Genomic DNA, 24,192 nt, shown 5'->3' on the forward strand with positions numbered 1-24,192 from the left:
ATTCCCTGCCGGGAATGATGGCCATCGGCCATACACGCTACTCCACCACCGGCAGCCTGGATGCCAAGAACATTGGGCCCCTGCTGTTTAACGTGCAGGAGCAGCCGGTTTCGGTGGCCCACAACGGCAATCTGGTCAATATCAAAGCGACCCGGCAGCGGCTCCAGAAGGAAGGGGCCATCTTCCAGACCACCACCGACACGGAAGTCATCATCCACCTGATGGCCAAGGCGACGGGGGAGCGGATGGTGGACCGGCTGGCGGTGGCGCTGACCCAAGTGGAGGGCGCCTACTCCCTGCTCATTCTGACTCCCGATGGCCTCATCGCCGCCCGTGACCCGTACGGCTGGCGCCCCTTTACCGTGGGCCGACTGGGCGAGACCTGGGTGGTTGCCTCGGAAACCTGCGCGCTGGACCTGATTGGCGCAGAGGGTTTTGGCGATGTAGAGCCGGGCGAAATCGTGCTCATCAACGGCGCTGGCTATCAGACCATCCACACCCTGCCCAAGCAGGTTCCCAAACACTGTAGCTTTGAGTACATCTATTTCTCCCGCCCCGATTCCCGTATTTTCGGCGCCAATGTGGACAAGATGAGACGCAGGCTGGGCAAGATCCTGGCTGATGAAAATCCCGCGCCCACCGCCGACATCGTGATATCAGTGCCCGATTCCAGCAACACCGCCACTTTGGGGTTCTCCCGCGCCAGCGGCATCAAATACGAGATCGGCCTCATCAGGAACCACTATGTTGGGCGCAGCTTTATCCGGCCCGAACAGCACTTGCGTGACCTCACCGTCAAACTCAAGTTCAACCCGGTGAAGGGCGTGCTGAAAGACCGGGAGGTGGTCATCGTTGATGATAGCATTGTCCGTGGCACCACCATGCGCAATCTGGTGCGCCTCCTGCGCGAGGCGGGCGTCGCAAAGGTGCACGTACGGATTTCCTCGCCGCCGATCCGGCACCCGTGCCATTTTGGGTTGGATTTTCCCACCGAGAAGGAACTCATCGCCAACCAGCGCAGCCAGAAGGAAATCGAGGGCTACCTGGAGGTGGATAGTCTGGCCTACCTCTCGCTGGAAGGCATGCTGGAGAGCATGGATCTCCCCGCCGAAAACTATTGCACCGCCTGTTTCTCGGGTCAGTATCCCGTGATGCCGGAGGAAGAGCTGGGCAAGGATGTTTTTGAGCACCCTAAAACCGCAGCGGCAGACGCCTAACACCTGAGACTTTCGCATGGCCGGTTCGGAACGGGGCAACGCCCCTGGCGCACTCACAAGACTTAAGGCTGTTGCTGTACGTGGGCAGGAAAAATTCGACCCCGTGCTGAACGCTCTCTTCCTGTTCCGCCCCACACTGTTCATACCCGCGCTGATTATCTCCGTGGCGGGTCTGGCGGCCGGAAGAGCAACATTTCAGCGGTACTTTTTCTGGCGCGCCGATTGGAGTTGGACCGGCCTGCTGCTCTTCACGGGCGTAACGCTGATTACGGCCGCCTCTTTTGCCAACGCGAAGCCAGGTGAAGGCGGGGAACTGGCGCTGAAGGGTTATCCATCACCGCCCGCCGCTCGGTCCGGGACGGCTGACACTGCCCGGCGTTTGGGCAGGATCGTCCTGGTTCTCGGCCTGGTGCTCATGCTGCCCGCAGGGTGGTTGGCGGTTGCCGGTGGAGGCGCCCTGTACCTGTTTTGGGGAGAGCTCTACGCAGCGCGGGTTGCCCTGTGGAAAAGCAACCTGGCGCTGGAGACGGCACTACACACTTTGGCGGGCATGGCGCTGTTCTACATCGGGTGGGCAGCGAGCGGCGCTCCACTTACCGGGAACCTGCCCGTGGCGGCACCCTACGCCCTTATGCTCGCCGCGTTTGGAGCCCATATTGCCATCACTCACGGCCCCGCCGAAGACAGAGCCGCAGCCCTGCCCAGTCGCAATCTGGTGGCCGGCGTGTCCGCATTCGCCGCCACTGCCACGGTTCTCGCCGCTGCGCTGGGGATGAAATTCAGTGACCCAGTCATCTCCACCAGCGCCATTTTGACGCTGCCGTTCTTTGTCGTTGCCCTGGTACTGCGGCGGAATAGAGATATCGTCTATAGCAGCCGCTATGGGTTGCTTATCATTGGCATTCTAGTAGGCTCCCGCTATCCCTGGCTCTACGTGCCGACCATTCTGCTGTTCTATCTGTCCAGATATTACTATCGTCGACACCTGGGCCTGCTGCACCCCACTTTTCAAAGCTATCACCCATAATTCATGGTAGGGTAGCCCACAGCGGGCCGGTGCTGATTTTCGCTATGAGACCGTTGGGCAGGATACTAGCTTCCCGGTTTCAATCTTGCTTGGCCTTGCTTGGCGGTTAATATTTCGGAGACGGTTGCCTGCCTCAATTCACTCCTATCACGGGACTCAGATGAACGCAGCTGATGGGGCTCGCTGCGTGAGTCCCAGCTCCCGACGATGACCACCTCCCAGCTCCTGGAGCAACTGGAACTAGACGACTTTGTCGTCATAGATTTTGAAACCACCGGCCTCGACTCCGAAACCAATGCCATCATTGAGCTGGGGGCCGTCAGGTTCAGCGGGGGAGAGCACGCGGACACGTTTCAACAATTGGTCAATCCGCTGGAGCCGATTCCGCGACTGGTTGTGGATCTCACCAACATCACCGACGACATGGTGGCGGGGGAGCCAACCATCGCGGAAGTAGGTCAGGAATTCCTGGACTTTGTGGGCCAGCGACCCCTGGTAGCCCACAACATCCGGTTCGACCTGGCATTCCTGCGCTCCATCTACCGTTCCCTGGGCCAGCCGGACGAAATTGGCAATGTCCTTTACGACACACTGCCCCTGGCGCGAACCCTGCTCTATTTTCACTCCGGATTCAGTCTGGGCGCCCTTTGTGAGTACTATGGCATCTCACATCGGGACGCCCACCGCGCGTATCATGATGCCCTCCACACGGGCCAAATCTTTCTGCGTCTGATTCATGAAGCTGCGGCCTATCCACTGCCGGTCATCCAGGCGCTGCTGGGGGTGCAGGAGCATGTGACCAACCCCAACAGGATGCTCTACTCCCGCCTGGTGCAGGTGATGTCTTCCCGGGGCCAGGTTAAGGGCCTCACGGAGTCCGCGCTGGACCACCCCGTGCTCCAGTCCGTATTTGAGCAGGAGGGGCGCGGCGATGATTACGGTCCAGCAAGTCCCGATGGATTTTTCGGTCCGGAGGGGCTCCTTGCGTCTCAGTGGGAGCGGTTCGAATATCGCGCAGTCCAGGCAGAGTTCGCCCAAGCGGTGGCGGGAGCCTTCGAGGACGGGCACATTGCGCTGACGGAGGCGGGAACCGGACTGGGTAAATCCCTGGCCTACCTGCTCGCGGCGGTAAACCATACCTACGTGCACAACGTACCGGTGGTGATATCGTGCCAAACAAAGCACCTCCAGGACCAGCTGTTCTATAAGGAGATACCCCGGCTGGCAGCTACGCTGGAGGCGCCGCTCAAAGCAGTCATGTTGAAAGGGCGCCGCAACTACCTTTGCCGAACCCGGCTCGAGTTCGTTCTGGCCAATGCCAGGCGGCTCTTGGGGCCTGGCGACTGTGAACGCATTCTGCCCATTCTCATTTGGGAACAGTTTACGAAAACAGGTGACATAGACGAATGTCCCGGCTTTTTGGTGCCGGCCAGTGGCCGCCTGTGGGCCATGCTGCGCAGCGAGCGGGGCTTCTGCCTGGGTAATATCTGCCGCCGGCACCACGGCTGTTTTCTGGGTCCCATCCGTCGTGCCGCCGATTCCGCCAGCCTCGTGATCGTGAACCATGCGCTGCTCATCGCCGACGCGGCCGGTGACGTGGGGGTGCTGCCCGATGAATTCGCCTTGGTCCTGGATGAGGCCCATAACCTTCCCCGTGTCACCACCGATCAGCTTACGATGACTTTTGGGGAGGAAGTGGTGAGCCGTCTCACGGAAAACTATCTGGCCGGCAGGTTTCGGCAGATCTACCGCAAGCAGCTGCAAGAGGCGCTCCAGGCCATTGATGAGGACAGGAGCTGGTACGAGGAGGTTCGCCAGGCGGCCAGGACCCTGCAGAAGATCACTCCACAGCTGCTGCAGGCCTATCTCGAGCAACACAAGATTGAGGCCTCGCCCGATTGGAAGTTCGCCACACAGCAGACCAGGTATATCGACCCCCGGACCGAGTTCCGGGGATTGGACCCCGAGGTGCTCGCCACGGGTGAGGCGCTGACGGCCTTTACCCAGTCCTTGAAGGAAATACACACACTTATCAGCACGACGGACATTACCGTCGCGGAGACGCTCCTCAGTGAGTTGGAGCTGGACCTGGCGGATGCCGCTGCGCTGGGCAACGCCTTCCAGCGTATCGCGCTGGAGGCACCCACCGGAGATCATGTGCTGTGGCGCGAGGTGCGGGTGGTGAAGGGGCAGGCCAAGGTCGCGTTTCAGTCCGCACCGCTGACGGTGGGGGCGTTTCTACGCGAGCAGCTATTTGAACAACGTCCCGGAACGGTGCTCTGTTCGGCCACGCTGCAGGTGGGTTCCACGTTCGATTATTACCGGAGGCAGGTGGGCCTGGACGAGCTGTTCGAGGCCTGGCCGGTGGTAGAACGAGAGTTCCCCTCACCGTTCTACTACGCTGAGCAGTGCGCCGTGCTGGCCTGGGATACAAGTGTCGATGTCACCGATCCGCTTTACCCCCAACGTCTGGCCGACCTGATCGATACCCTCACTGACCAAATTGAGCGCCGGTTGCTGGTGCTGTTTACCTCCTATGCCCAGCTGCAGGCGGTCCACACGGCTCTTTACGCACGGCTCTTTCGAACGGAACGACGGCTTATTGCTCAATTCGGTGGCAGCAGTCGACGCAGTCTGCTGGACGCCTTCCGGGAGCACCGCCGGGCCATCTTGCTGGGCACCACCAGCTTTTGGGAAGGGGTCGACCTGCCCGGTGAACTCCTGGAGATGCTTATTATCGCCCGACTGCCCTTTGCCAATCCCACCGATCCGGTGGTGGAGGCGCGCATCGAAAGCCTCCAGGAGCAAGGGCGCAATCCGTTCCAGGATTTTCAGGTTCCTGAGGCTATTACGCGATTCAGACAAGGCTTTGGCCGCTTGATTCGTTCGTCCACGGATGAGGGGGTCTTCATCGTGACCGATTCCAGAGTCTACCGGCGGCAATACGGCCAGCAGTTCCTGGATGCCCTCCCCGTGGAGGCGATTCCGTTCAGCCATGCCGACAGTATCGTCCCGCTGGTAGGCAAGCAAATATTTAGGGAAGCAAGGGTTTAGACGCCCGCCAACGCGCGCGAGTGGACACAGGACCTTGAGCGAATTTGTTGTTGAACCAAGGGAGTACACCCTGGATGACTTCAGGGATTACTTGAACCACAATCCCCCCGTGGTGCTCAGCGGCAAGGCCCGCAGCAGGCTCGAGCGCTCCCACCGCGTGCTCCAGGAACTCTTATCCAGGAATGATGTCACCATTTATGGTGTTAACACCGGGTTCGGCAAGCTCAGCACCGTGCGTATTGCAGCTGAGGATACGGCGACCTTGCAGCGGAACCTGGTCCGCTCCCATGCTGTAGGTGTTGGGCCGCCCTCAGACACAGAGATCGTGCGACTTGCGCTGCTATTGAAAGTGATCGCCCTGTGCCAGGGGTATAGTGGCGTCCGTCCCGAGCTGGTTGACCTGCTGGTGTTATTCCTGAACGGAGATGCCCTGCCTGTGGTTCCATCCCAGGGCTCGGTGGGCGCCAGCGGAGACCTCGCCCCGTTTGCCCATGTGGCCCTGGCCCTGATGGGGGAGGGTGAGATGGTCAGGGCGGGTGCGATAGCACCGGCCCGGGAGGTCTTGGGTGCCCTGGGCCTGGAGCCGCTCGTGTTGCAGGCCAAGGAGGGGCTGGCATTGCTTAACGGCACCCAGTATTCCACCGCACTGGGTATCGTGTCCGCGGTCAAGCTACACAATCTTGTGAGAGCGGCTGACGTCATCGGCGCCCTTTCGGTGGACGGGCTGATGGGATCGCCAGGTCCCTTCCGGAAAGAGGTCCATGCCTTGAAGAAGCACGCGGGACAGCAGGCCTCAGCTGCAAACCTGTACAATCTCATGGAAGGGAGTACCATCCGCGAAAGCCACCGGCTGGGAGATTCCCGGGTGCAGGATATGTACAGCATGCGCTGCATGCCACAGGTCCATGGCGCCTGCCGCGATTCGCTGGCGTTTGCCGCCCAGCAGCTGTTGCAGGAGGCCAACAGTGTCAGCGATAATCCGCTGGTATTTGTCGACAGCGGCCAGGTGCTTTCGGCGGGACACTTTCATGGTGAGGCTACGGCACTGGCCTGTGATCTGGCTGCCATTGCGGCTGCGGAGCTGGGCAGCATAAGTGAACGGCGCATCTTCGCCCTCCTGGCCGGCAATGGCGGGCTGCCCGCTTTTCTTGTGCCCCAACCCGGTCTAAATTCCGGCTTCATGATGCTCCAGGTAACGGCAGCTGCCCTGGTCTCCGAGAATAAGACGCTCGCCCACCCCGCCAGCGTAGACTCTATTCCCATGAGCGATGATCAGGAAGATCACGTCCCTATGTCTGCCTGGGCGGGACAGAAACTGCTACTGATCGTGGCGAATCTTGAGCATATCCTGAGTTTCGAATACCTGGCTGCGGTTCAGGCTATCGACTTTCACGAGGGGCTTGAAGCGGGACGAGGAGCCATGGCGGCCTACCGGCTCTTGCGCGACCAAAGCTCCTTTGTGGAGGAAGACCGGCTCCTTGCCCCGGACATGGCTGCAGCCCGCAATTTGATTGCTTCGGGAGCCGTGGTTGCGGCCGCCCATGCGGCCGTGCCCCTGCAGTGAAGCGCCAGGTCATCGCCGAAGCCGATGTGCGCAGGGCTCACCGGGAGCGGCGCCCCCTCGAAATTGAAGAAGGCGCCATCCTCACACCTTCGGCCCGTGATGCGGTGCGGGCGCTACAGGTTGAAGTGGTCCAGGCCGGACAGCTGCGCACGCATTTGCCACCCATACCTGCGTTCCGCGTGGTGGGTGTCGCCAGCGATCACGGGGGTGTGGAGGCCAAGCGGTGGGTCTGTGAGGCACTGGAGGCATTGGGAGCGGAGTACCGGGATCATGGGGTAAACTCCAGCAGCGAGAGCGTTGATTACCCGGACAAGGCGGCTGAGATCGCCACCAAAGTTCAATCCGGCGCCTACTGGCGTGGCATCATCATTGATGGGATCGGCATCGGTTCGGCCATTTCAGCCAACAAATTTATCGGTATTCGTGCCGGTCAGGTTTACGATACCATCACGGCCATCAACGCCCGCGCCCACAACAATGCAAATATTATCACGCTAGGTGGACAGTTGCTGGGTCAGAAAATGGTGAAAGAAATTGTAAATCTGTTTCTGAGTACCGAATTTGAGGGTGGTCGGCATCAGCGCCGAATCGACAAGATTCAGCAGATCGAGATTGATCAAAGGGGGTAGCGGTTGAGAGAACTACGGGAGGGGCTGACGTTTGATGACGTGTTGTTGGTGCCGGCCTATTCGGATGTACTCCCTGCGGATGTGGACATATCATCGCAGCTGACCCGCAATATCCGTCTGAATATCCCTTTTCTCAGCGCCGCCATGGATACGGTCACCGAGGCCGACATGGCCATTGCGATCGCCCGCGAGGGCGGTCTTGGGGTGCTCCACCGCAATTTGACGGTGGAAACCCAGGCGGCTCAGGTCGAGCGGGTCAAGCGCTCTGAGAGTGGCATGATACTCGACCCCATTACCGTCGCATCCGACCGCACCATCGGGGATGCCCTTGCGGTCATGCGGCGCTACGAAATATCAGGCCTGCCGGTGGTGGACGGTGGCCGCCTCAAGGGTATCATCACCAACCGGGATGTACGTTTTGAAACCGATCACTCCCTGCCAATTTCCGCCCGGATGACGGCTGAAAATCTGGTGACCGTTCCTCCCGGCACGACCCTGGAAGATGCCAAGGCGGTGCTGGAGCAGCATCGCATCGAAAAGTTGCTGGTGGTTGACGGGGATGGGACGCTGTGCGGACTGATCACCGTCAAGGACATACTTAAGAAGGAACATCACCCCAACGCCTGCCTCGATGACCGGGGTCGTCTGAGAGTGGGCGCCGCCGTGGGTACCGGAACCGACACCTTTGACCGCGCCGATGCGCTGCTCGAGGCCGGGGTGGATGCCCTGTTCGTTGATACGGCGCACGGCCACTCGGAGCGGGTCCTGAGCACGGTTCGCGAGCTGCGCAAACGGCACGGCGGGATGGAGCTGATTGCCGGCAATGTGGCCACTGCTGAGGGGACCGAGGCACTCATCGATGCCGGCGCGGATGCCGTGAAAGTGGGGATCGGTGCGGGATCCAGCTGCACCACGCGGATTGTGGCTGGCATTGGCGTGCCCCAGCTCACGGCGGTGATGGACGCGGCCGAGGTGGGGGCCAGGCGGGACATCCCCATCATATCCGATGGTGGGATGCGTTTTTCCGGCGACATTGCCAAGTCCCTGGCTGCCGGCGCGTCCGCGGTCATGCTGGGCAGTATCTTTGCTGGGATGGATGAGACCCCTGGCGAGACCCTCCTTTCCGAAGGCAGGCGCTACAAGTCGTTTCGCGGTATGGGCTCGGTGGGGGCCATGTCAGACGGTTCTGGCGATCGCTATTTCCAGGAAGGGACGGCCGCGGGTAAGCTGGTTCCCGAGGGCATAGAGGGCATGGTTCCACACCGGGGCCGGGTGGCGGGCACGATTTACCAGCTCGCCGGTGGGCTGCAGGCGGCCATGGGCTATTGTGGAGCGCACGATATCGGCCAGCTGCAGTCCAAGGGGAGCTTCATGAAAATCACGCAAGCGGGGGGCCGCGAAAGCCACCCTCATGAAGTGACCATCACCCAGGAGGCGCCGAATTATCGCGTATGAAAGCAGCCCTGCGGGGCCAAATCAGGAGGCGAAACGGGTTGCTACCAGATGCGCAAGCCTGGATTTGAGGCGCGCGGCCTTGTTCTTGTGAAGCAGGCTGGTGCCAGCTCCTTTATCGAGCAGGCTGATGGCTTCCTTCAAGGCCGCCTCCGCCGGACCTTTCGCTTCGGCCAGCCGCACCGTCTTGATAGACGACCGCAGCCGGGCCCTAATGCCCCGATTCCGAGCATTGCGCTTCAGCGATTGCCGGTGCCGTTTGATGGTGGAGGCGTGTCGATCCATAAATGTGCTCGTGTTTTGCGAAAACTGAGCCTAAAGTTTACACCGAACCTATCAAAACTGCAAATAGGGTTTATCACACAATAGAATTGCCTATTTTGCCCGGTTGATATAAGTTTCTGCCATGAGTCACACATCGAGTATCCTCAGGGAAGTGCCCATCTTTACGGAATTGACGGAGAGAGATATGGGCCTAATCATGGATATGACTGTCAGGCGCACCTACCCCAGGAACACCTTGATCGTGATTGAAGAGGACAAGGGGGATACGCTATACCTCATTGAATCCGGATCGGTAAAAATTACGCGCCTGAACGAGGAAGGCCGTGAGGTGATTCTTGCCATTCTTGGATCCGCGGAGTTTTTTGGCGAGATGGCCCTGCTCGATGGCCAAGGCCGCTCCGCCAATGTGATGGCCATTGAGGACACGGTGCTGTTTACCTTGAATCGACGGAACTTTTTGGATGTTCTGGAGCGGTTCCCCTCCATCTCCATCCACCTGCTGAAGGAAATGACCCTCCGCCTGCGAAAATCCGACCAGCAGATCAAATCCCTATCCTTGTCCGACGCCGAACACCGCATCGGTATTGCTATCCACCGTTTCGCCGAGGACATGGGCATTTTCAAGCAGGGCGTGGTCACCATCAATCGGCTGCCGTACCAACAGGATATCGCCAACATGGCAGGCACCAGTCGGGAGACGGTATCGCGCATGCTGAAAAATCTCGAGCAGAAGGGTCTGGTGGAGCGCGAAGGCCGCCATTTGATCATCCGAAACTACGCCACTTTTACCCGGCTATTTGGATAGCCAGCTGCCCCGCCTGGCCACCTTTACCAGCACGATCAAAGTCTAAGCCATGGCATCACCGCTGGTGGAGGAGCTGTTGGCCGGATCAGCGCTCGCCATGGCAAGAGCCATCAGCATACTGGAGAATGACTCGCCGGACGCCCCCGCCCTTATTGACGCCCTGCACCCTTCCGCCAACTCCGGCTACCGCATGGGCATCACGGGCCCGCCCGGTGCCGGCAAAAGTACCCTTGTGGATCAGCTCACCCGGCTCTACCGCAACGCTGGGCAGAAAGTAGGCATCCTCGCGGTGGATCCCACCAGCCCGTTCAGCGGTGGCGCCCTGTTGGGTGATCGCGTGCGCATGGGTGAGCATTTTCTCGATCATGACGTTTTCATCCGCAGCATGGCGAGCCGGGGGGAGCAGGGGGGGCTAGCCGCACGCAGCCAGGAGGTTGGGGATGTACTCTCGGCCGGGGGCTTCGACGTGATCATTTTCGAGACAGTGGGGGTGGGTCAGATGGAGCTGGATGTCGTATCGGCTGTGGATACTACGATGGTGGTGCTGGTTCCAGAGTCGGGTGACGATATCCAGCTGATGAAGGCAGGCATTTATGAGGCGGCCGATATCTTCGTTATCAATAAGTCTGACCGCCCGGGTGCGGACCGACTGCACAAGCTGGTAGAGCAGCTGCTGGATACCAAAGAAGACCCAGCCGAATGGCAGGTACCTGTCTGTCAGACCAGCGCGCTGCAGGGCGTAGGGGTAGCCGAGTTGCAGTCGCATTTGGAGCGGCACCGGGCCTATTTACGGTCGTCGGGAGTCCAACTGGAAAAGCGGCGCCTGCGGGCTCGACGGCAGGTCGAGTCCCTCCTGGCCAAGCAGGTCATGGGTGCTTTCTGGACCGCCAAGCGCCTGGACGCGCTTGAGGACGGCCTGGACGCGGTGCCCCCCTACCAACTGGTCCGCACTCTGCTGGACACCTCCTGACGCTCCGTGCCTGCCCCCAACGAAATGACATTCCTGGAGCACCTGGAAGAACTTCGCTGGCGCATACTTAAGAGCCTGGCGGTCATTGTTGTCATCGCCATTGCGGCCTTTATCAAGGCCGACTTGCTCATTGCCTTCCTAACGGCCCCGGCACTCAACCTGGAGCAGACTGTCGCCCTGCAGGCGCTCAAGGTATCCGACATGTTCATGATGCGCCTCATCGTCAGCCTGATGGCGGGGTTGGTGCTGGGCAGTCCCGTCACGATCTACCAGCTTTGGCGGTTTGTGGAGCCAGCCCTCGGCCGGTCATCCCGCCGCACCACGTTATCCATCGTCCTCTTTGGTTCAGCGTTCTTTCTCACTGGCGTCAGCTTCGGATACCTGGTGCTGCTCCCCATCAGTTTGCGATTTTTTACCGCCCTGGGTGCGGGTATGGTCGCCGCGAACTACAGCATCCAGGCCTACCTCAGTTACGTGGTGTGGATGCTGCTTGCAGCTGGCCTTATTTTCCAGATGCCGGTGGTTTCCTACATATTAGCCCGCATTGGCCTTCTAACCCCGGCCTTTTTACGCCACTACCGCAGGTATGCGCTGGTGGTGATCTTGGTTTTGGCGGCCATATTTACTCCCCCCGACCCTTTAAGCCAGATCATGATGGCGGTGCCGCTGCTGGGCCTGTATGAATTCTCCATTCTCATTGCAAAAGTATTTGGCCCGACGCCACACGCTTGATTTAACCCCGACGGTGCACGTAAGTTGGTGTGATGCAAGTTCATCTTAGCGACATTGTCGCCCCCATCCTTGACGATATCAAGTTGTTCCAGCTGGAATTCGAGCAGGCTCTGCGCTCGGAAGTGCGGCTGATCAACACCATGGTCCGCTACGTGTTGCGAAACCGGGGCAAGCGTATCCGGCCCATCCTTACGATTCTATCCGCCAGGCTTTGCGGGCAGGCAAATCTGAATAGCTTTAGAGCCGCGGCTCTGGTGGAAATGATGCACATCGCCACATTGGTTCATGATGATGTGGTTGATGACTCGGACCTGCGGCGCAGCTGGCCCTCGCTACGCAGGGTCTTCAATAACAGGAAGGCCGTGCTGGTAGGCGACTATTTCCTGGCCAAGGCACTGAGCAACATGATCAGCCTGCGGGATTTTAGGGCCCTGGACCTGCTCTCAAGGACGGCGGAGCGCCTCAGCAGTGGTGAAATCCTCCAGATGGAGAAGGCACTTCTGGGGGGTATGAATGAAGAAATCTACTACCAGATGGTAAGGGACAAGACCGCCAGTCTTTTTGAGATAGCCTGTGAACTTGGCGCCATAACTGCCACAGGCGACGAAGAGCAAAGGCGCGCGCTGGCGCAGTACGGCGTTAACCTCGGCATAGCCTTTCAGATTCAGGACGACCTCTTTGACCTATTGGGCAATAAACGGCTGGTGGGCAAGCCAGTGGCGTTCGACGTGAAGAAAAATCTACGCACGCTGCCGCTGATCTACGCCCTCAAGCAACTGAGCCCGGGTGACCGCCGCCAGTATCTCAGGATGCTAAAGTCCCACGCACGGCGCGGCAATCGGGCGCAGCTGCGCGCAGCAATTGAGGAGGGGGGTGGCATTGAATATGCACGCCAGCGCATGGAGCATTATAGCGACGAGGCCCTCGTGGCGTTGGAGCCATTTCCTGATTCCGAATACAAATCCGCGCTCATTAACGTGCTCCACTTTAACGCCCACCGCTCCTCTTAACAGGTGACCCGTGCGCTGGTAATCCGGTTCAGTTCCATGGGGGACATTATCCTCACTGCGCCTGTCATCAGGCTCCTGAGCGAATCCGATCCGCAGATGACCATCGACTACCTCGTCCACGACCGGTACGTTCCGCTGGTGGCGCGATTCGCCCCGGCACCCCACAATGTGCTGTCATTCCCAGCGGATGTTGGGGCAACCCAGCTGCCTGCGTATGCACGCCAGCTGGCCGCCTCAGATTATGACCTGGTCATCGACCTCCACGACTCACTGCGCAGCAAGCTGCTGCGCCGCTATTTCCAGGGGGCGGAGCTTCGCGTGTATCGGAAGCCGCGACTCAGGCGCTGGATGCTGTTCTACCTGTGGCTGGATCGTTTTGAGCCGGATTACTCAGTCGTACGGGAGTATCTCAGCGCAGCTCAACTCTCTGCCCCGGAAGCACCCCCGCGTCCACAAATGGCGGTTGACCCCCAAGAAGCGGGCGAGACGCTGCAACGCTTTGGCCTACAGGAAAACTACCTGGTATGTGTACCTGGCGCCGCCTGGCCCCAAAAATCGTGGTTGCCCCAGCGCTACGCGGAACTCTTTACGGGCTACGGGGCAGTCTCGTCCCGCCGGTTGGTACTGCTGGGCGGCCCGGGCGATGAGATTTGCGACCGGCTGGCAGCAGAATTACCATCCGGGGTTGTGCACAATCTCAAAGGCAAAACGACCCTGGAGGAGTCGCTTGCCATTCTGTCTCACAGCCGGTTGGTTATCGGGGCGGATACGGGGCTGGTGCATGCCGGCGAGGCGCTCGGTGTGCCTGCGGTTGTGATTCTCGGACCCACATCCTGGCAGACAGGCGCCCGTGCCCATCATCCGGAAAGCCGGATCCACGAGGTACCCCTGTGGTGCCGCCCGTGCAGCCAGAACGGTCGACGGCGTTGCTATCGCCGGGAACAATACTGTCTTACAGGCACCACGGCCCAACAGGTGGCTGTTAGTGTGAACCGGATTCTGGGACGGGCATGATGGGTCGATTGTGGCGAGTAATCTATAATCTGCTGATTGTTCCGGCGATGTTTTTGACGGTCTATGCCGTGGCCCCGCTGAATCGCAAGGTCCGGCGGGGGCTTCGGGGTCGTCGGCGAACGCTGAGGCGGGTGACGCATTTCCGCGACCAGATTTATGACCGTTTTGGCCCCCTGTACTGGTTTCACGTGGCCTCGCACGGGGAGTACGAGCAGGCGCGCCCCGTTATCGAGGGACTGCGGGAAGTCGTGCCCGAGTGTATCATTGCGGTGAGCTTCTTTTCACCGTCAGGCTATGAGCATTTTGAGCATGAGGCAGTGGACTTCAAATTTTACCTCCCCATGGATTTCCCCTGGGTTATGCGGCAACTGCTGAGGGTCCTGAAGCCCCACAAGGTGCTCTTTACCAGTTATGACCTGTGGCCCAACCTCATCTGGAGCTGCCAGAAAGCCGCTGTCCCCACGACCCTCTTCGCGGCGCGAATCGTGCCGGGCAGCACGAAGCAGTGGCCGGTGCTAGCGAGCTTCTATCGCCAGCTCTACGGAGCCCTCACCCACATCTACACCGTGTCCAAGGCCGACTTCTTGAGGGTACAGACAGTGTTGGGCGCGGGCAGCAGGTCTGAGGTAAGGAACCTTGGCAATCCGCGCTACGATCGGGTCAAGGAGCGCAGCCCAAGCGGGACCAACGCCCTGCGGAACGGCGAGCAGCGCATCATTGTCCTGGGCAGCGTTCACAAGGAGGACGAGGCGGTTATAGGTCCGGCCCTCATCGAGATCATGCGGCAGGACGAGCGCGTGCAGGTGTTGTGGGCGCCGCACGAACCTGAGCCGGAAGTCGTTGACGCCCTGGCTGAACAGCTTTCGGCGGCCGGCATAGCCTGGGAACGGTTCAGTCGGCGACTCGGGCGCTTCAGGGACAGCCAGGTGCTGATCGTCGACGGCGTTGGCTACCTGGCCGAACTCTACGGCCGTGGTACTTTGGCCTATATTGGCGGCGGATTTGGCACCAACGTTCATAACGTGATGGAGGCCGCCATCGCCGGCATTCCGGTCCTGTTTGGCCCGCGCTACAGCCGCAGCCACGAAGCTGAGCAGCTCATCGAATCGGGGGGCGGATTCTCGGTGGCTACCGCGGAAGAGTTTCGGCAGGGGGTGACCGCCTTTTTGGCCGATGATGATTCGCGGATTGAGGCCGGGCATGCAGCCCTGAAAGTCATCGAGGACAACCTCGGGGCCACCGCACGCATTCTGCAAGCAATCCTTGGGAACTAGCTATTCCCTTGGGGAGCTGCCTCCCGGACTGTATACCCTGGACCCGGCCGCGGGCAATGCATTGGACGAACTTCTCGCCGCACTGGCGCACGCCGGTCAGGGCTATCTGGTCTTGCCCCATAATATCGCCGACTATCTGATCGCCGGCACAGTGCGCAGAGAGGTGGCGTTTGATCTGGAAAATCTCGGTCTGGCGGGTAGCCAATTGAGTCAGGCCGTCGAGGATATTATCGGGAGCGGCCCATTCAGAAACCGCGAGCAGGCTCCGCTATCCCTCTCCGGCGGGGAGCAGCAACTACTGGCGGTCACAGCTGCCCTACAGCAGGATCGATCCTACCTGTTGGGGTGGTACTGTTTTGACTACGTCAGTGACGCTAATCTGGAGAGCGTCATCCGGCAATTGGTAGCTCATGGCAAGCGCATGCTGGAGTTTACCCACCGCACCAGCCCTGCGCGGTGGCGATTGGCCGGACAGCGGCTGGAAACTTCGCCTGTGCTCCTACCTGACCATGACTGGCCCAGCTGGCCCCGGGCTTTGCCCCAGTGGGGGTTCAAGGCCGCCGGGCTGGCAAAATCCTACCCCAGCTCCAATTTCACCCTCAGTCTGCACAACACGGTCGTAGAGCAGGTGGGGTGCCTGGGCATCCTCGGGGACAACGGTTCGGGCAAATCTACCCTGGCTGACTGCCTGGCCGGTTTGACCGCCTATGAAGGTGAACTACGGGTGACGCTGCCAGCTGCCCCGGACCCAAAATTCGGGTACCTGGTGCAGGGGATTGATGGCTCCCTCAACGGCTTGGGCCGGTCGGATCTGATCCGGCGATTCGTGAGCCATGGTCGCATGACGGACAACGGGAGCGAGCAGGTGGAACGCTTCCTGCTCGCCTCGGACGCCTACCGGCTGCTGGCAGATCTCGATGCCCGGGTAGGTTACCGGCTGGTGGTCATGGCGGCGCTGCTTGTGGGCGACTATGACATCGTCATTCTGGACGAGCCCAGCTACGGGTTACCGGCCCCGAATGTTGCCGAATTCCTGGTACAAGCCTGCGGGGCACTGGGGGCGAAGCCGTTGGTATTAATATCCCACGACCGTAATTTGCTGGCGCCGCTCTGTGATATTATCATTGATCTGGATAGGGGCGCCATCAGTGAGTGAGACGTCGGATCGCGTCGTTACCGTCAGTAATTTGCTCAGCCTGTTTCGGGCGCTCTTGTCGCTGCCTATTATCTGGGCTTTGGAGACCGACCGCATGCAGGCAGTGGCTATCATGGTCGCTCTGGCAGTGCTGTCGGATTTTCTTGATGGCTACCTGGCAAGGCGGGCGGGCGAAATAACCCACGTCGGCAAGCTCCTTGACCCTATCGCCGACAAGATTATCATGATGGCCGTCATGATCTATCTGATATTCGACCCAGTAAGAAGGTTCCCGATCTCCTTTTTTGTTTTGCTTGGGATTCGGGACATAACGCTCTCCAACGTTGCCACCTTTCTCATGGATCGCAAGGCAAAGGTCTTCGAATCCAATGTGCCCGGCAAATGGTTTATTTTCATTACCACGTTGGCTATCATCCTCTACATTGCGAATCTGACGGTGCTGGGTCGCGGCGTCCTGCTCGTGGCAACCGGGCTGATGCTGGTCAGCTGGTACCTTTACATCCGCACCTATTTATCATTTTTCAGAGCCTTGCAACGAGATTGATTGGGGTGGGCAAGGCGTTTCGCGGGGCCCTCAGACGCGCATGAAACTCCCTTGATGGCCGAGTGCCATCCAGCGACGATCCCCTTCAGTGTTTGTGCTGGTGGCCCTCGTGGTTCTCCTCATTGCTAGCTTCAGTCTCAGTTTCCTGTGTAGACCGGCCATGCTCGTGGTTGCTGTGGTTGTGGACCTCGGCAGGCAGGGAATCCAGCTTTACGCCCATGCCATAACGGAACACCAACTCAGCGCCACGGTCTGTGCCAACAACTAGGATGCCCCCTGCCAACAGCAGAAGTGCCGGCCGCACAAGGGGCTTCCAACCGGGAACCCCCAGCCTTGAGCCGGGCCTCGAGATGATGACATTGAGCAGGGCTATGGATACCAGTAGGATCGTGAAAACCACCATTATGTCGCGGTGAATATGCACCAGCTCATGTCCGGGTGCCTCGTGTCCCAGCGTAGTGGCCGCCAGGTAACCCGTAAGGACCGTAACCAGGGCCGCCAGCGCCGCCAGGTAAATCAGCGCCGTGGCAATTTGTCGCCAGAGGTCCTTGTGCCGAATGACGTACAGGCCCTCAAACAGTAGGGCGGAGAGGGTCAGGGCGATGGGGAAGTGGACGAACAGTGGGTGGATGGTAAGGGTGTTTTGGATGCCAGGCATAGGGGACCTTTTTTTATTACGCGGTGATTACAACGATAGATTTCGCAGCCGCAGGGCATTGCCAATGACGGAAACCGAGCTGAAACTCATGGCGGCTGCGGCGATCATGGGGCTGAGCAGCAGCCCAAATAGGGGATAAAGCAGCCCCGCTGCAAGTGGAACCCCCAGGGCATTGTAGCCAAACGCCCAGCCCAGATTTTGTCGGATGTTGCGCATCGTGCCGCGGCTGAGCCGGCGCGCCTTGGCAATGCCCCTCAGATCGCCCTGCACAAGCGTTATGTCAGCGCTTTCCATGGCCACATCCGTGCCGGTGCCCATGGCAATACCCACGTCCGCCAGCGCCAGCGCCGGGGCGTCGTTAATTCCATCACCGGCCATGGCCACGCGATGGCCCTGCTGCTGCAACCTCTGAATGGCCGCACCCTTCTCTTCGGGGAGCACCTCCGCGGAAACGTCATCGATACCCAGTCGTTGTGCAACCGCCTGAGCCGTGGCCTCACTGTCGCCCGTGAGCATGACGATACGCAGACCGTAGCTGCGCAAAGCACTAAGCGCAGCGGGTGCGGTTGCCTTCACCGGATCGGCCACCCCCAACAGTCCCGCAGCGCTACCGTCCACGGCCACATAGACCACCGTTGCGGCCTCTCGCTGACGCTCAGCAGCAGCACGATCCAGAGCGGTGATATCAACACTGAGACCTTCCATGAGGGCCCGATTGCCAACAGCGATGGACTGGCCATCCAAACGACCAGCTACACCCTTGCCGGTAAAGGACTGAAATTCTGACACGGACCGCAAGGCAAGTCCCCTTTCCTCCGCGGCAGCGATGATGGCCGCCGCAAGGGGGTGCTCACTGTGGCGCTCCAGGCTGGCTGCCATCCGCAAGACTTCTCCCTCATCCTGGCCAGTCGCCACAGCAACGGATGTAACGGCGGGCCTGCCCTCAGTGAGGGTCCCGGTCTTGTCGACAACAAGGACATCGACCTGCTCCATGGTCTCCAGCGCCGCGGCATTTTTGATGAGCACACCAGCCCTTGCACCGTGGCCTACGGCTACCATGATGGAGATGGGGGTGGCCAGCCCCAGCGCGCAGGGGCAGGCGATGATCAGTACCGCCACGGCATTGACCAACCCGTAGGCCAGCACCGGCTCCGGTCCCAGCAGCGCCCACAGAACAAACGTAAGCAGAGCGATTCCAATCACGATGGGGACGAAATACCCCGACACCTTATCGGCCAGACGCTGGATGGGCGCCCGCGTCCGTTGGGCCTCACTCACCATGGCGACGATGCGAGCCAGCAGGGTATCGCTGCCCACGCGTTGGGCTTCCATCACAAAGCTGCCAGTGCCGTTGACCGTAGCTCCGGTTACGGCGGCGCCCGTCGCCTTGGCCACGGGGACGGGCTCCCCGGTGATCATGGACTCATCCACCGTACTCTGGCCGTCCACCACGAGGCCGTCCACCGGTACCTTTTCGCCGGGTCTGACGCGCAACCGGTCGCCAGGCCGGACCTGGCTTAAGTGCACGGTTTCTTCGGACCCATCTTGCTTGACCAATAGGGCATTATTGGGCGTCAGGTTAAGCAATGCTTTAATGGCGCTGCCGGTCTGCGCCCGCGCCCGCAACTCCAAGACCTGGCCCAACAGGACCAGGGTGACGATGACCGCCGCCGACTCGAAGTAGACCGCAACCTGTCCGGTCGGTGTTTGAAAGGCCGCCGGAAATATTCCGGGAAGAATGGTCGCTACCGTGCTGTAGGCAAATGCCACGCCGGTGCCTAGAGCGATGAGGGTGAACATGTTCAGGCTGCGGCGCACCACCGAGGCGTAGCCCCGCTGAAAAAACGGGAGGCCGCCCCACAGCACTACCGGGGCCGCCAGGAATAACTGGCCCCAATTGAGCGCGGTGCCTGAAAGCCGGGCGAAAAGTGGGCCGCCGACAATCATCTCCCACATGGTGGCCAGCAGGAGGGGCGCCGTGAGTGCGGTGCTCACCCAGAAACGGCGGCTCATATCATCCAGCTCCGGGTTGTCCTCGTCCTCGGCCGCTGCGGTGCGCGGCTCCAGCGCCATGCCACAGATGGGGCACTGTCCGGGCCCCGCTTGCACTACCTCGGGGTGCATGGGACAGGTGTAGTCACCGGCGCTGGCCGGGGGGGTCGATTCGGGTTCTAAGGCCATGCCGCATTTTGGACAAGCACCAGGTTCGTCATTTTGAACTTCGGGATGCATCGGGCATTGATAAGTCGTCATTGTGATTTCTCCTTTCATAGATCATCAGACGGCCAAATATGCTGATTAAACCGATACGATCCGTTACAGAATTGTGGTAAAAATGTATATCTTTTTGGGGCCAGGCCAAGTCAGGCATGCGGCTCTGCAGGGAGATTGGATTTCAAGTCGCTGGGCTGCCCAACTTATCTATCAGGATGCGGCGCTGAGTTCTAATGGATTTAAAGTGGCTGGGCGTAAGTCCTGTCACGCTCTTAAACTGGCCGGAAAGATGCTGGACGCTGCTGTACCCAACTTGGTACGCAATCTCGCTGAGCGTTAGCTCCTCGTAGACCAGAAGTTCTTTGACGCGCTCAATTTTCTGCAAGATAATGTACTTTTCAATCGTAATCCGCTCTACAGAAGAAAAAAGATTGCTCAGGTACGAGTAATCTCTCCCCACCTCATCAGCGATCACATCGGATAAATTCCTGTTCAAGTTTTCCAGCTGATTTTGGTAGATCAGGTTAATGATAACGATTTTTATTTTTTCGACGAGGCTGGCCTTTTTATCGACAAGGAGCTCGAACCCATTATCCTCGAGAACTCTTCTCACAATTTTCAGGTCAATGTCATCTCGCTGAGACGTGACGACCGCTTTTCCTAATTGGACTTCAAGTGGCGAGAATCCCACGGCCTCCAGCTCCTCCTTCACGACCCGGATACAACGTTCACAAACCATGTTCTTAATGATCAATTCTTGCTTCATCAGGATGCGATGGTCTGTCTGGCCGACTATTTCTCAATCTGCCAGATTTTACCCCCTTTTTCCACGATTGACTCCGCAGTGTTTGCGTTATCTTCATGAATGTGAGGATGCACCATGACCAGCGTCCCATCAGGCAATCTTATTCGGTCAGCATGCCCCGTGAGCCCAGAGCCCAAAGCTGCATCCACCGAAACCGTGTACTTTGTGCCTCCGTGGTCAAATGTGACACCCTTTGGGGCTTCATGGTCCCCTTGCGGATCTTCATGAATGTGATCATGTGGAACATGGTCGTTGTCCATATCATGCACCCTTAGTTATCGGCTTCTGGACTTTAAACTCAGCCCCTGAGTTCGACGCTCACGCCGGGAGATTCAGCCAGAATCCATCTGCCGTATTGATCTAAAGCCCCGGCGGTGATGGCCTTGCGTCTTAAATGTACTTTCGTAAATATCGCTGCAACACGGCAGTAGTAAGTTAAGTTGCGCCACCTCTCTGAGGACGATTTATGCCCCTGTGGGGGAGGCTATTTCCGTTCTGTCCGGCCCACGGCCGTAAGCTTCATACCGCAAACGGCGCAGGAGCCAGCTTGCGTATGACGAACCTCAGGGTGCATGGGGTATGCGTAGATCACGGCTTCGTCGGCTCCAGACGCTGCCCCGCGGGAACCTTTTCGGCCACGGTCCCTTCGGGGGGCTGGTACCAGGCCGCCCCATCGCCGGCCTTTAGATGGTCTCTCACCTTCAAGATTGTGAACATCCCACCCATTTGGATGGCACCGTAGGGCCCGTCCCCGGCCATCATGGGGAGGGTGTTTTCAGGTCCTGCCATGTGCCCCGCCATGGCTTGCATGCCACCCATGCCTGTTCTCTCCATCGCCATGTAGTGCGGCAGAAGCTCCCGAATCTTCTCTTGCACATCTGCCTGGTCGACGCCCAGCATGTTTGGAAGGTCGTGACCCATGGCGTTCATGGGATGGTGTCGTCGATGGCAGTGGAGCGCCCAATCTCCGGGATTGGCGATAAGCTCGATGTCGCGAGTCTGGCCGGGCGCCACCAGTACGGTCGTTTCGGGCCACTGGGCGGAGAGCGGAATATCGCCCCCATCGGTGGCCACCACCTTGAATGAATGACCGTGCAGGTGGATGGGGTGCGTTTCTTGGGCTACGTTGGCAAAGCGGATCCGAATGCGTTCCCCCGTGCGCGCAACCAGGGGTGCGGTCCCAGGATAGGCCCGGCTGTTAAACGTGAAGATATTGAAATCCGTCATGATTTTCGGGTTCGGCCGCGACGAGCCGGGGGCAACGAACCACTCGCTCAAAAAGATGGCGAAGTCACGATCGATCTTCCGTTCCCGCTGCTTGGGGTGGATGATAAAAAAGCCCATCGTTCCCAGACCGATTTGCGTCATCTCGTCTCCATGGGAATGGTACATCTGAGTGCCGTGTTGGCGCAGAGTGAACTCGTAAGCAAAGGTCTCACCAGGGGCAATTCCCCGCTGGGTCAGGCCTTGGACACCGTCCATCCCACTGGGCAGGATGACCCCGTGCCAGTGCACGGCGGTGGGTTCCGGCAGCTGGTTGGTCACCAGGATTCGGACCCGGTCCCCCTCAATCGCCTCAATGGTCGGTCCCGGCGTCTGACCATTGTAGCCCCAGGCCTTGATAACCATCCCCGGAGCTACCTCCCACTGGATTTCTTCGACCACCAAGTGAAACTCCTTTACCCCGTCCACCATTTTCCAGGGGAGCGTGCTGCCGTTGGGCGTTACCACCGGGGTATAGGGCAGGTTCGCTTTGATATTCGTGCCTGGTGGACCGCTCCCTGCTAAGGGGATGGTCCCGAGCATCAAGACCAGGGCAACAGCTGCGCCGAGCGGTGTGAAGGAAAAATGAAAGTGGTGCTTCTTCATCGTGGCTTACCTCCTTGATGATGGTGGTGCTCTTCAGGTGGTTTCTCTGGTTCGTCGTGCTGCATGTGGTGCTCCTCAGGCGGTTTCTTTGGTTCGTCGTGCTGCATGTGGTGCTCCTCAGGCGGTTTCTCTGGTTCATCGTGCTGCATGTGGTGCTCCTCAGGCGGTATCTCTGACTCGTCATTTTTCATTGGCGTTCCGTCGTCTCGGGTGAGAGTTGACAACCTTCCACCCACAGCTCGCTCCAGCTCAGACTGGGCGACCCAGTAGTCCGTTAACGCCTCTATGTATTGGCTTCGCACATCGATTTCATTCCTTTTGGCCTGCAGCAGGGCGTAGACCCCCTTGAGCATGTAGTTATAATGCCGTTGTGATAAATGAACCACCTGCTCGTGTAGCGGGATGATGTTATCCCGATAGTATTCCACCCTCGCTCGGGCGGCAAGCAACTGACTCCGGTGAATCCGCACCTCTGAGCGTACCTGCCGTTCCATGGCTTCCAGCTGCTTCTTGCTTTGCCTCAGTTGGCTCTGAATTCGGGCGCTTGCCGCCTGCCCCCGATCGAAGATGGGGATACCGATCTCCACTGTAGGACCCAGCAAGTTGGGCCGATCCGCCTCTCGCTCAGTATTCACGCCCAGCGTTACGGGCGAAACCACTCCAAATCGAGCCAGCGATAACGCCCGCTGAAGAATCTGGGTTTGTTGGCGCGCGGCAGCCAAATCCAAGCGTTGAGAAATAGCCCGATCTTCCAGTGCTCCCGAGGGGGGTTCCTGATGGGGAAGCTCGGGCAGAACAGCCTTGATCTTCCAAATATTATCAGGCTCCGCGAGACCCATGAGGCTGCTCAAACGCTCACGTTTGGCGACGATCCCAGCCTCGCTTTGCATGAGCCTGACCTTTGCCTCATGGAAGGCCGCCCGCTGGTTCGATAGGTCCAAAATGCTAATGTTACCGGCCATGTGCTGGTGCTCGGCCAACTCCGAGGCAGATTCAGCGGCTTGCACAACGGTCCGCTGCATAGCTAGGAGCTGCTGATCACCCTGCAGCGTGTAATACGTCGAGCGTACTTCTAGGGCCAAGTTCAGCACGGCGCTTCCGACGTTGAAGCCAGCCTGTTTAAACTTCTCCGATGCGAGTTTTTTGCGCGCAGGTAGAAGTATAATGTCCAGGAAATTCTGCTCCACGGAAAACTCCGTGTTGTTGCTCCCTTCCTGAGCCGGAAAGCGAACGCGGGCAGCAAAGACGGGATTTTTCAGTAGACCGGCTTGCACCACATCGGCCTGGGCGATGCCGAGGTCTTCGAAGGTCGCCTGAAGGGAAGGGTTGTTCAGGAGGGCGACCTGCACGGCCTCATCCGCTGAGAGTTTTTTGCTCAACATCGACTGAATTTGTTCCACGACTTCACGGTCCTCAGGCTTTCCCTGGATCCAATGGATGTGTGCTCCCGACCGTGTTTCAACCTGTTCTTGCACACCACGGAACCCGCCGTCCAAGGGGACGGACGCACAACTGGAAACGATGAACAGGCCGGCAAACGCCCTGACAGCTGTCCAAACATGATACTTCATACGGGCAACCTACATTTAGCGATGATACGTCCCAACAGAGGGCCAAAGACCGCTGCCACGCACCCGCTCATGGGCGGCCAAAGCGCTTTGCCCGGCTGCCTTGAGCGCCTGGTCGGTGCGAAAGAGTAGCTCCACATCTGGAGGTAGCGGCGCCGCAGCCTTCGATCCGCCTGGCTGGGCCGGACGCAGGCCGGCGAGCAACCCCGCGCACTGTGCCCAACAGGGCAGCCCGGGGAATTTGAGGACCGCTGGGCTCCAGTCATATCCGACCAGCTGGTGAGAAAAATCTTGGGAAGTCATACTACCTCGACAGTCGACAATAATTAGCAGTTGGCCACCGGT

The 24,192-nt window shown here is 59.3% G+C and carries 21 protein-coding genes; 14 read left to right on the forward strand and 7 right to left on the reverse strand.

The annotated features are described in order from the left end of the window. From IH971_01180 to guaB, 6 genes are all read left to right on the forward strand, one after another. A partial coding sequence (locus IH971_01180; protein ID MCH7496451.1) for an amidophosphoribosyltransferase occupies positions 1-1,217 on the forward strand: 1,217 nt, incomplete at its 5' end. 16 nt (positions 1,218-1,233) lie between these two features. Beyond that, complete coding sequence (locus IH971_01185) at positions 1,234-2,244, forward strand: hypothetical protein (GenBank protein MCH7496452.1); 1,011 nt, start codon at positions 1,234-1,236, stop codon at positions 2,242-2,244. A gap of 207 nt (positions 2,245-2,451) precedes the next feature. Then, positions 2,452-5,298 (forward strand): 3'-5' exoribonuclease, encoded by a 2,847-nt coding sequence (locus IH971_01190; GenBank protein ID MCH7496453.1) that lies wholly within the window; start codon positions 2,452-2,454, stop codon positions 5,296-5,298. Positions 5,299-5,332: 34 nt separating this feature from the next. After that, a complete protein-coding gene (hutH, locus tag IH971_01195) occupies positions 5,333-6,862 on the forward strand; it encodes a histidine ammonia-lyase (GenBank protein ID MCH7496454.1) in 1,530 nt (509 codons plus the stop codon). 179 nt (positions 6,863-7,041) lie between these two features. Next, positions 7,042-7,491: an RpiB/LacA/LacB family sugar-phosphate isomerase gene (locus tag IH971_01200; protein ID MCH7496455.1), complete on the forward strand. Its 450-nt coding sequence runs from the start codon at positions 7,042-7,044 to the stop codon at positions 7,489-7,491. A 3-nt stretch (positions 7,492-7,494) separates the two neighbouring features. Further along, on the forward strand, positions 7,495-8,946 hold the full coding sequence (guaB, locus tag IH971_01205) for an IMP dehydrogenase (GenBank protein ID MCH7496456.1): 1,452 nt from the start codon (positions 7,495-7,497) through the stop codon (positions 8,944-8,946). Between the two features lie 21 nt (positions 8,947-8,967). Here guaB and rpsT read toward each other — a convergent pair whose 3' ends face one another. Then, positions 8,968-9,228 (reverse strand): 30S ribosomal protein S20, encoded by a 261-nt coding sequence (gene rpsT / locus IH971_01210; protein MCH7496457.1) that lies wholly within the window; start codon positions 9,226-9,228, stop codon positions 8,968-8,970. A gap of 121 nt (positions 9,229-9,349) precedes the next feature. On the opposite strand from rpsT, the gene IH971_01215 reads away from it, so the two are divergent. From IH971_01215 to IH971_01250, 8 genes are read left to right on the forward strand one after another with little or no spacing between them, the layout of a single operon-like run. Further along, positions 9,350-10,033 (forward strand): Crp/Fnr family transcriptional regulator, encoded by a 684-nt coding sequence (locus IH971_01215; GenBank protein MCH7496458.1) that lies wholly within the window; start codon positions 9,350-9,352, stop codon positions 10,031-10,033. Between the two features lie 49 nt (positions 10,034-10,082). Further along, the gene (gene meaB, locus IH971_01220; protein ID MCH7496459.1) at positions 10,083-11,003 is read left to right on the forward strand and encodes a methylmalonyl Co-A mutase-associated GTPase MeaB; all 921 of its coding nucleotides are present in this window, start codon (positions 10,083-10,085) and stop codon (positions 11,001-11,003) included. A gap of 6 nt (positions 11,004-11,009) precedes the next feature. Further along, entirely contained in the window at positions 11,010-11,735 is a 726-nt protein-coding gene (gene tatC, locus IH971_01225; GenBank protein ID MCH7496460.1) for a twin-arginine translocase subunit TatC, read from the forward strand. A gap of 32 nt (positions 11,736-11,767) precedes the next feature. Next, positions 11,768-12,745 (forward strand): polyprenyl synthetase family protein, encoded by a 978-nt coding sequence (locus tag IH971_01230; GenBank protein ID MCH7496461.1) that lies wholly within the window; start codon positions 11,768-11,770, stop codon positions 12,743-12,745. 3 nt (positions 12,746-12,748) lie between these two features. Beyond that, entirely contained in the window at positions 12,749-13,759 is a 1,011-nt protein-coding gene (locus tag IH971_01235; GenBank protein MCH7496462.1) for a glycosyltransferase family 9 protein, read from the forward strand. Further along, positions 13,756-15,033, forward strand: a complete 1,278-nt coding sequence (locus IH971_01240; protein MCH7496463.1) for a hypothetical protein — start codon at positions 13,756-13,758, stop codon at positions 15,031-15,033. Before IH971_01235 ends, IH971_01240 begins: the two co-directional genes overlap by 4 nt. Beyond that, the gene (locus IH971_01245) at positions 15,023-16,189 is read left to right on the forward strand and encodes a hypothetical protein (GenBank protein MCH7496464.1); all 1,167 of its coding nucleotides are present in this window, start codon (positions 15,023-15,025) and stop codon (positions 16,187-16,189) included. Before IH971_01240 ends, IH971_01245 begins: the two co-directional genes overlap by 11 nt. Next, positions 16,182-16,733, forward strand: coding sequence for a CDP-alcohol phosphatidyltransferase family protein (locus tag IH971_01250; GenBank protein ID MCH7496465.1), 552 nt, complete (start codon positions 16,182-16,184; stop codon positions 16,731-16,733). The genes IH971_01245 and IH971_01250 overlap by 8 nt, the downstream gene beginning before the upstream one ends. Positions 16,734-16,818: 85 nt before the next feature. Here IH971_01250 and IH971_01255 read toward each other — a convergent pair whose 3' ends face one another. The 6 genes from IH971_01255 to IH971_01280 form a co-directional block, all read right to left on the reverse strand. Further along, the gene (locus IH971_01255; GenBank protein ID MCH7496466.1) at positions 16,819-17,391 is read right to left on the reverse strand and encodes a hypothetical protein; all 573 of its coding nucleotides are present in this window, start codon (positions 17,389-17,391) and stop codon (positions 16,819-16,821) included. A 27-nt stretch (positions 17,392-17,418) separates the two neighbouring features. Further along, entirely contained in the window at positions 17,419-19,644 is a 2,226-nt protein-coding gene (locus tag IH971_01260; protein MCH7496467.1) for a copper-translocating P-type ATPase, read from the reverse strand. Positions 19,645-19,786: 142 nt separating this feature from the next. Next, on the reverse strand, positions 19,787-20,371 hold the full coding sequence (locus IH971_01265) for a helix-turn-helix domain-containing protein (GenBank protein ID MCH7496468.1): 585 nt from the start codon (positions 20,369-20,371) through the stop codon (positions 19,787-19,789). Between the two features lie 26 nt (positions 20,372-20,397). Then, entirely contained in the window at positions 20,398-20,670 is a 273-nt protein-coding gene (locus tag IH971_01270; protein ID MCH7496469.1) for a hypothetical protein, read from the reverse strand. A gap of 328 nt (positions 20,671-20,998) precedes the next feature. Further along, the gene (locus tag IH971_01275; protein MCH7496470.1) at positions 20,999-22,279 is read right to left on the reverse strand and encodes a copper oxidase; all 1,281 of its coding nucleotides are present in this window, start codon (positions 22,277-22,279) and stop codon (positions 20,999-21,001) included. Continuing rightward, a complete protein-coding gene (locus tag IH971_01280) occupies positions 22,276-23,850 on the reverse strand; it encodes a TolC family protein (protein ID MCH7496471.1) in 1,575 nt (524 codons plus the stop codon). Before IH971_01280 ends, IH971_01275 begins: the two co-directional genes overlap by 4 nt. Positions 23,851-24,192: the final 342 nt, after the last annotated feature.

The sequence above is a fragment of the Candidatus Neomarinimicrobiota bacterium genome, from assembly GCA_022560655.1.
Classification (GTDB): domain Bacteria; phylum Fidelibacterota; class Marinisomatia; order SCGC-AAA003-L08; family TS1B11; genus JADFSS01.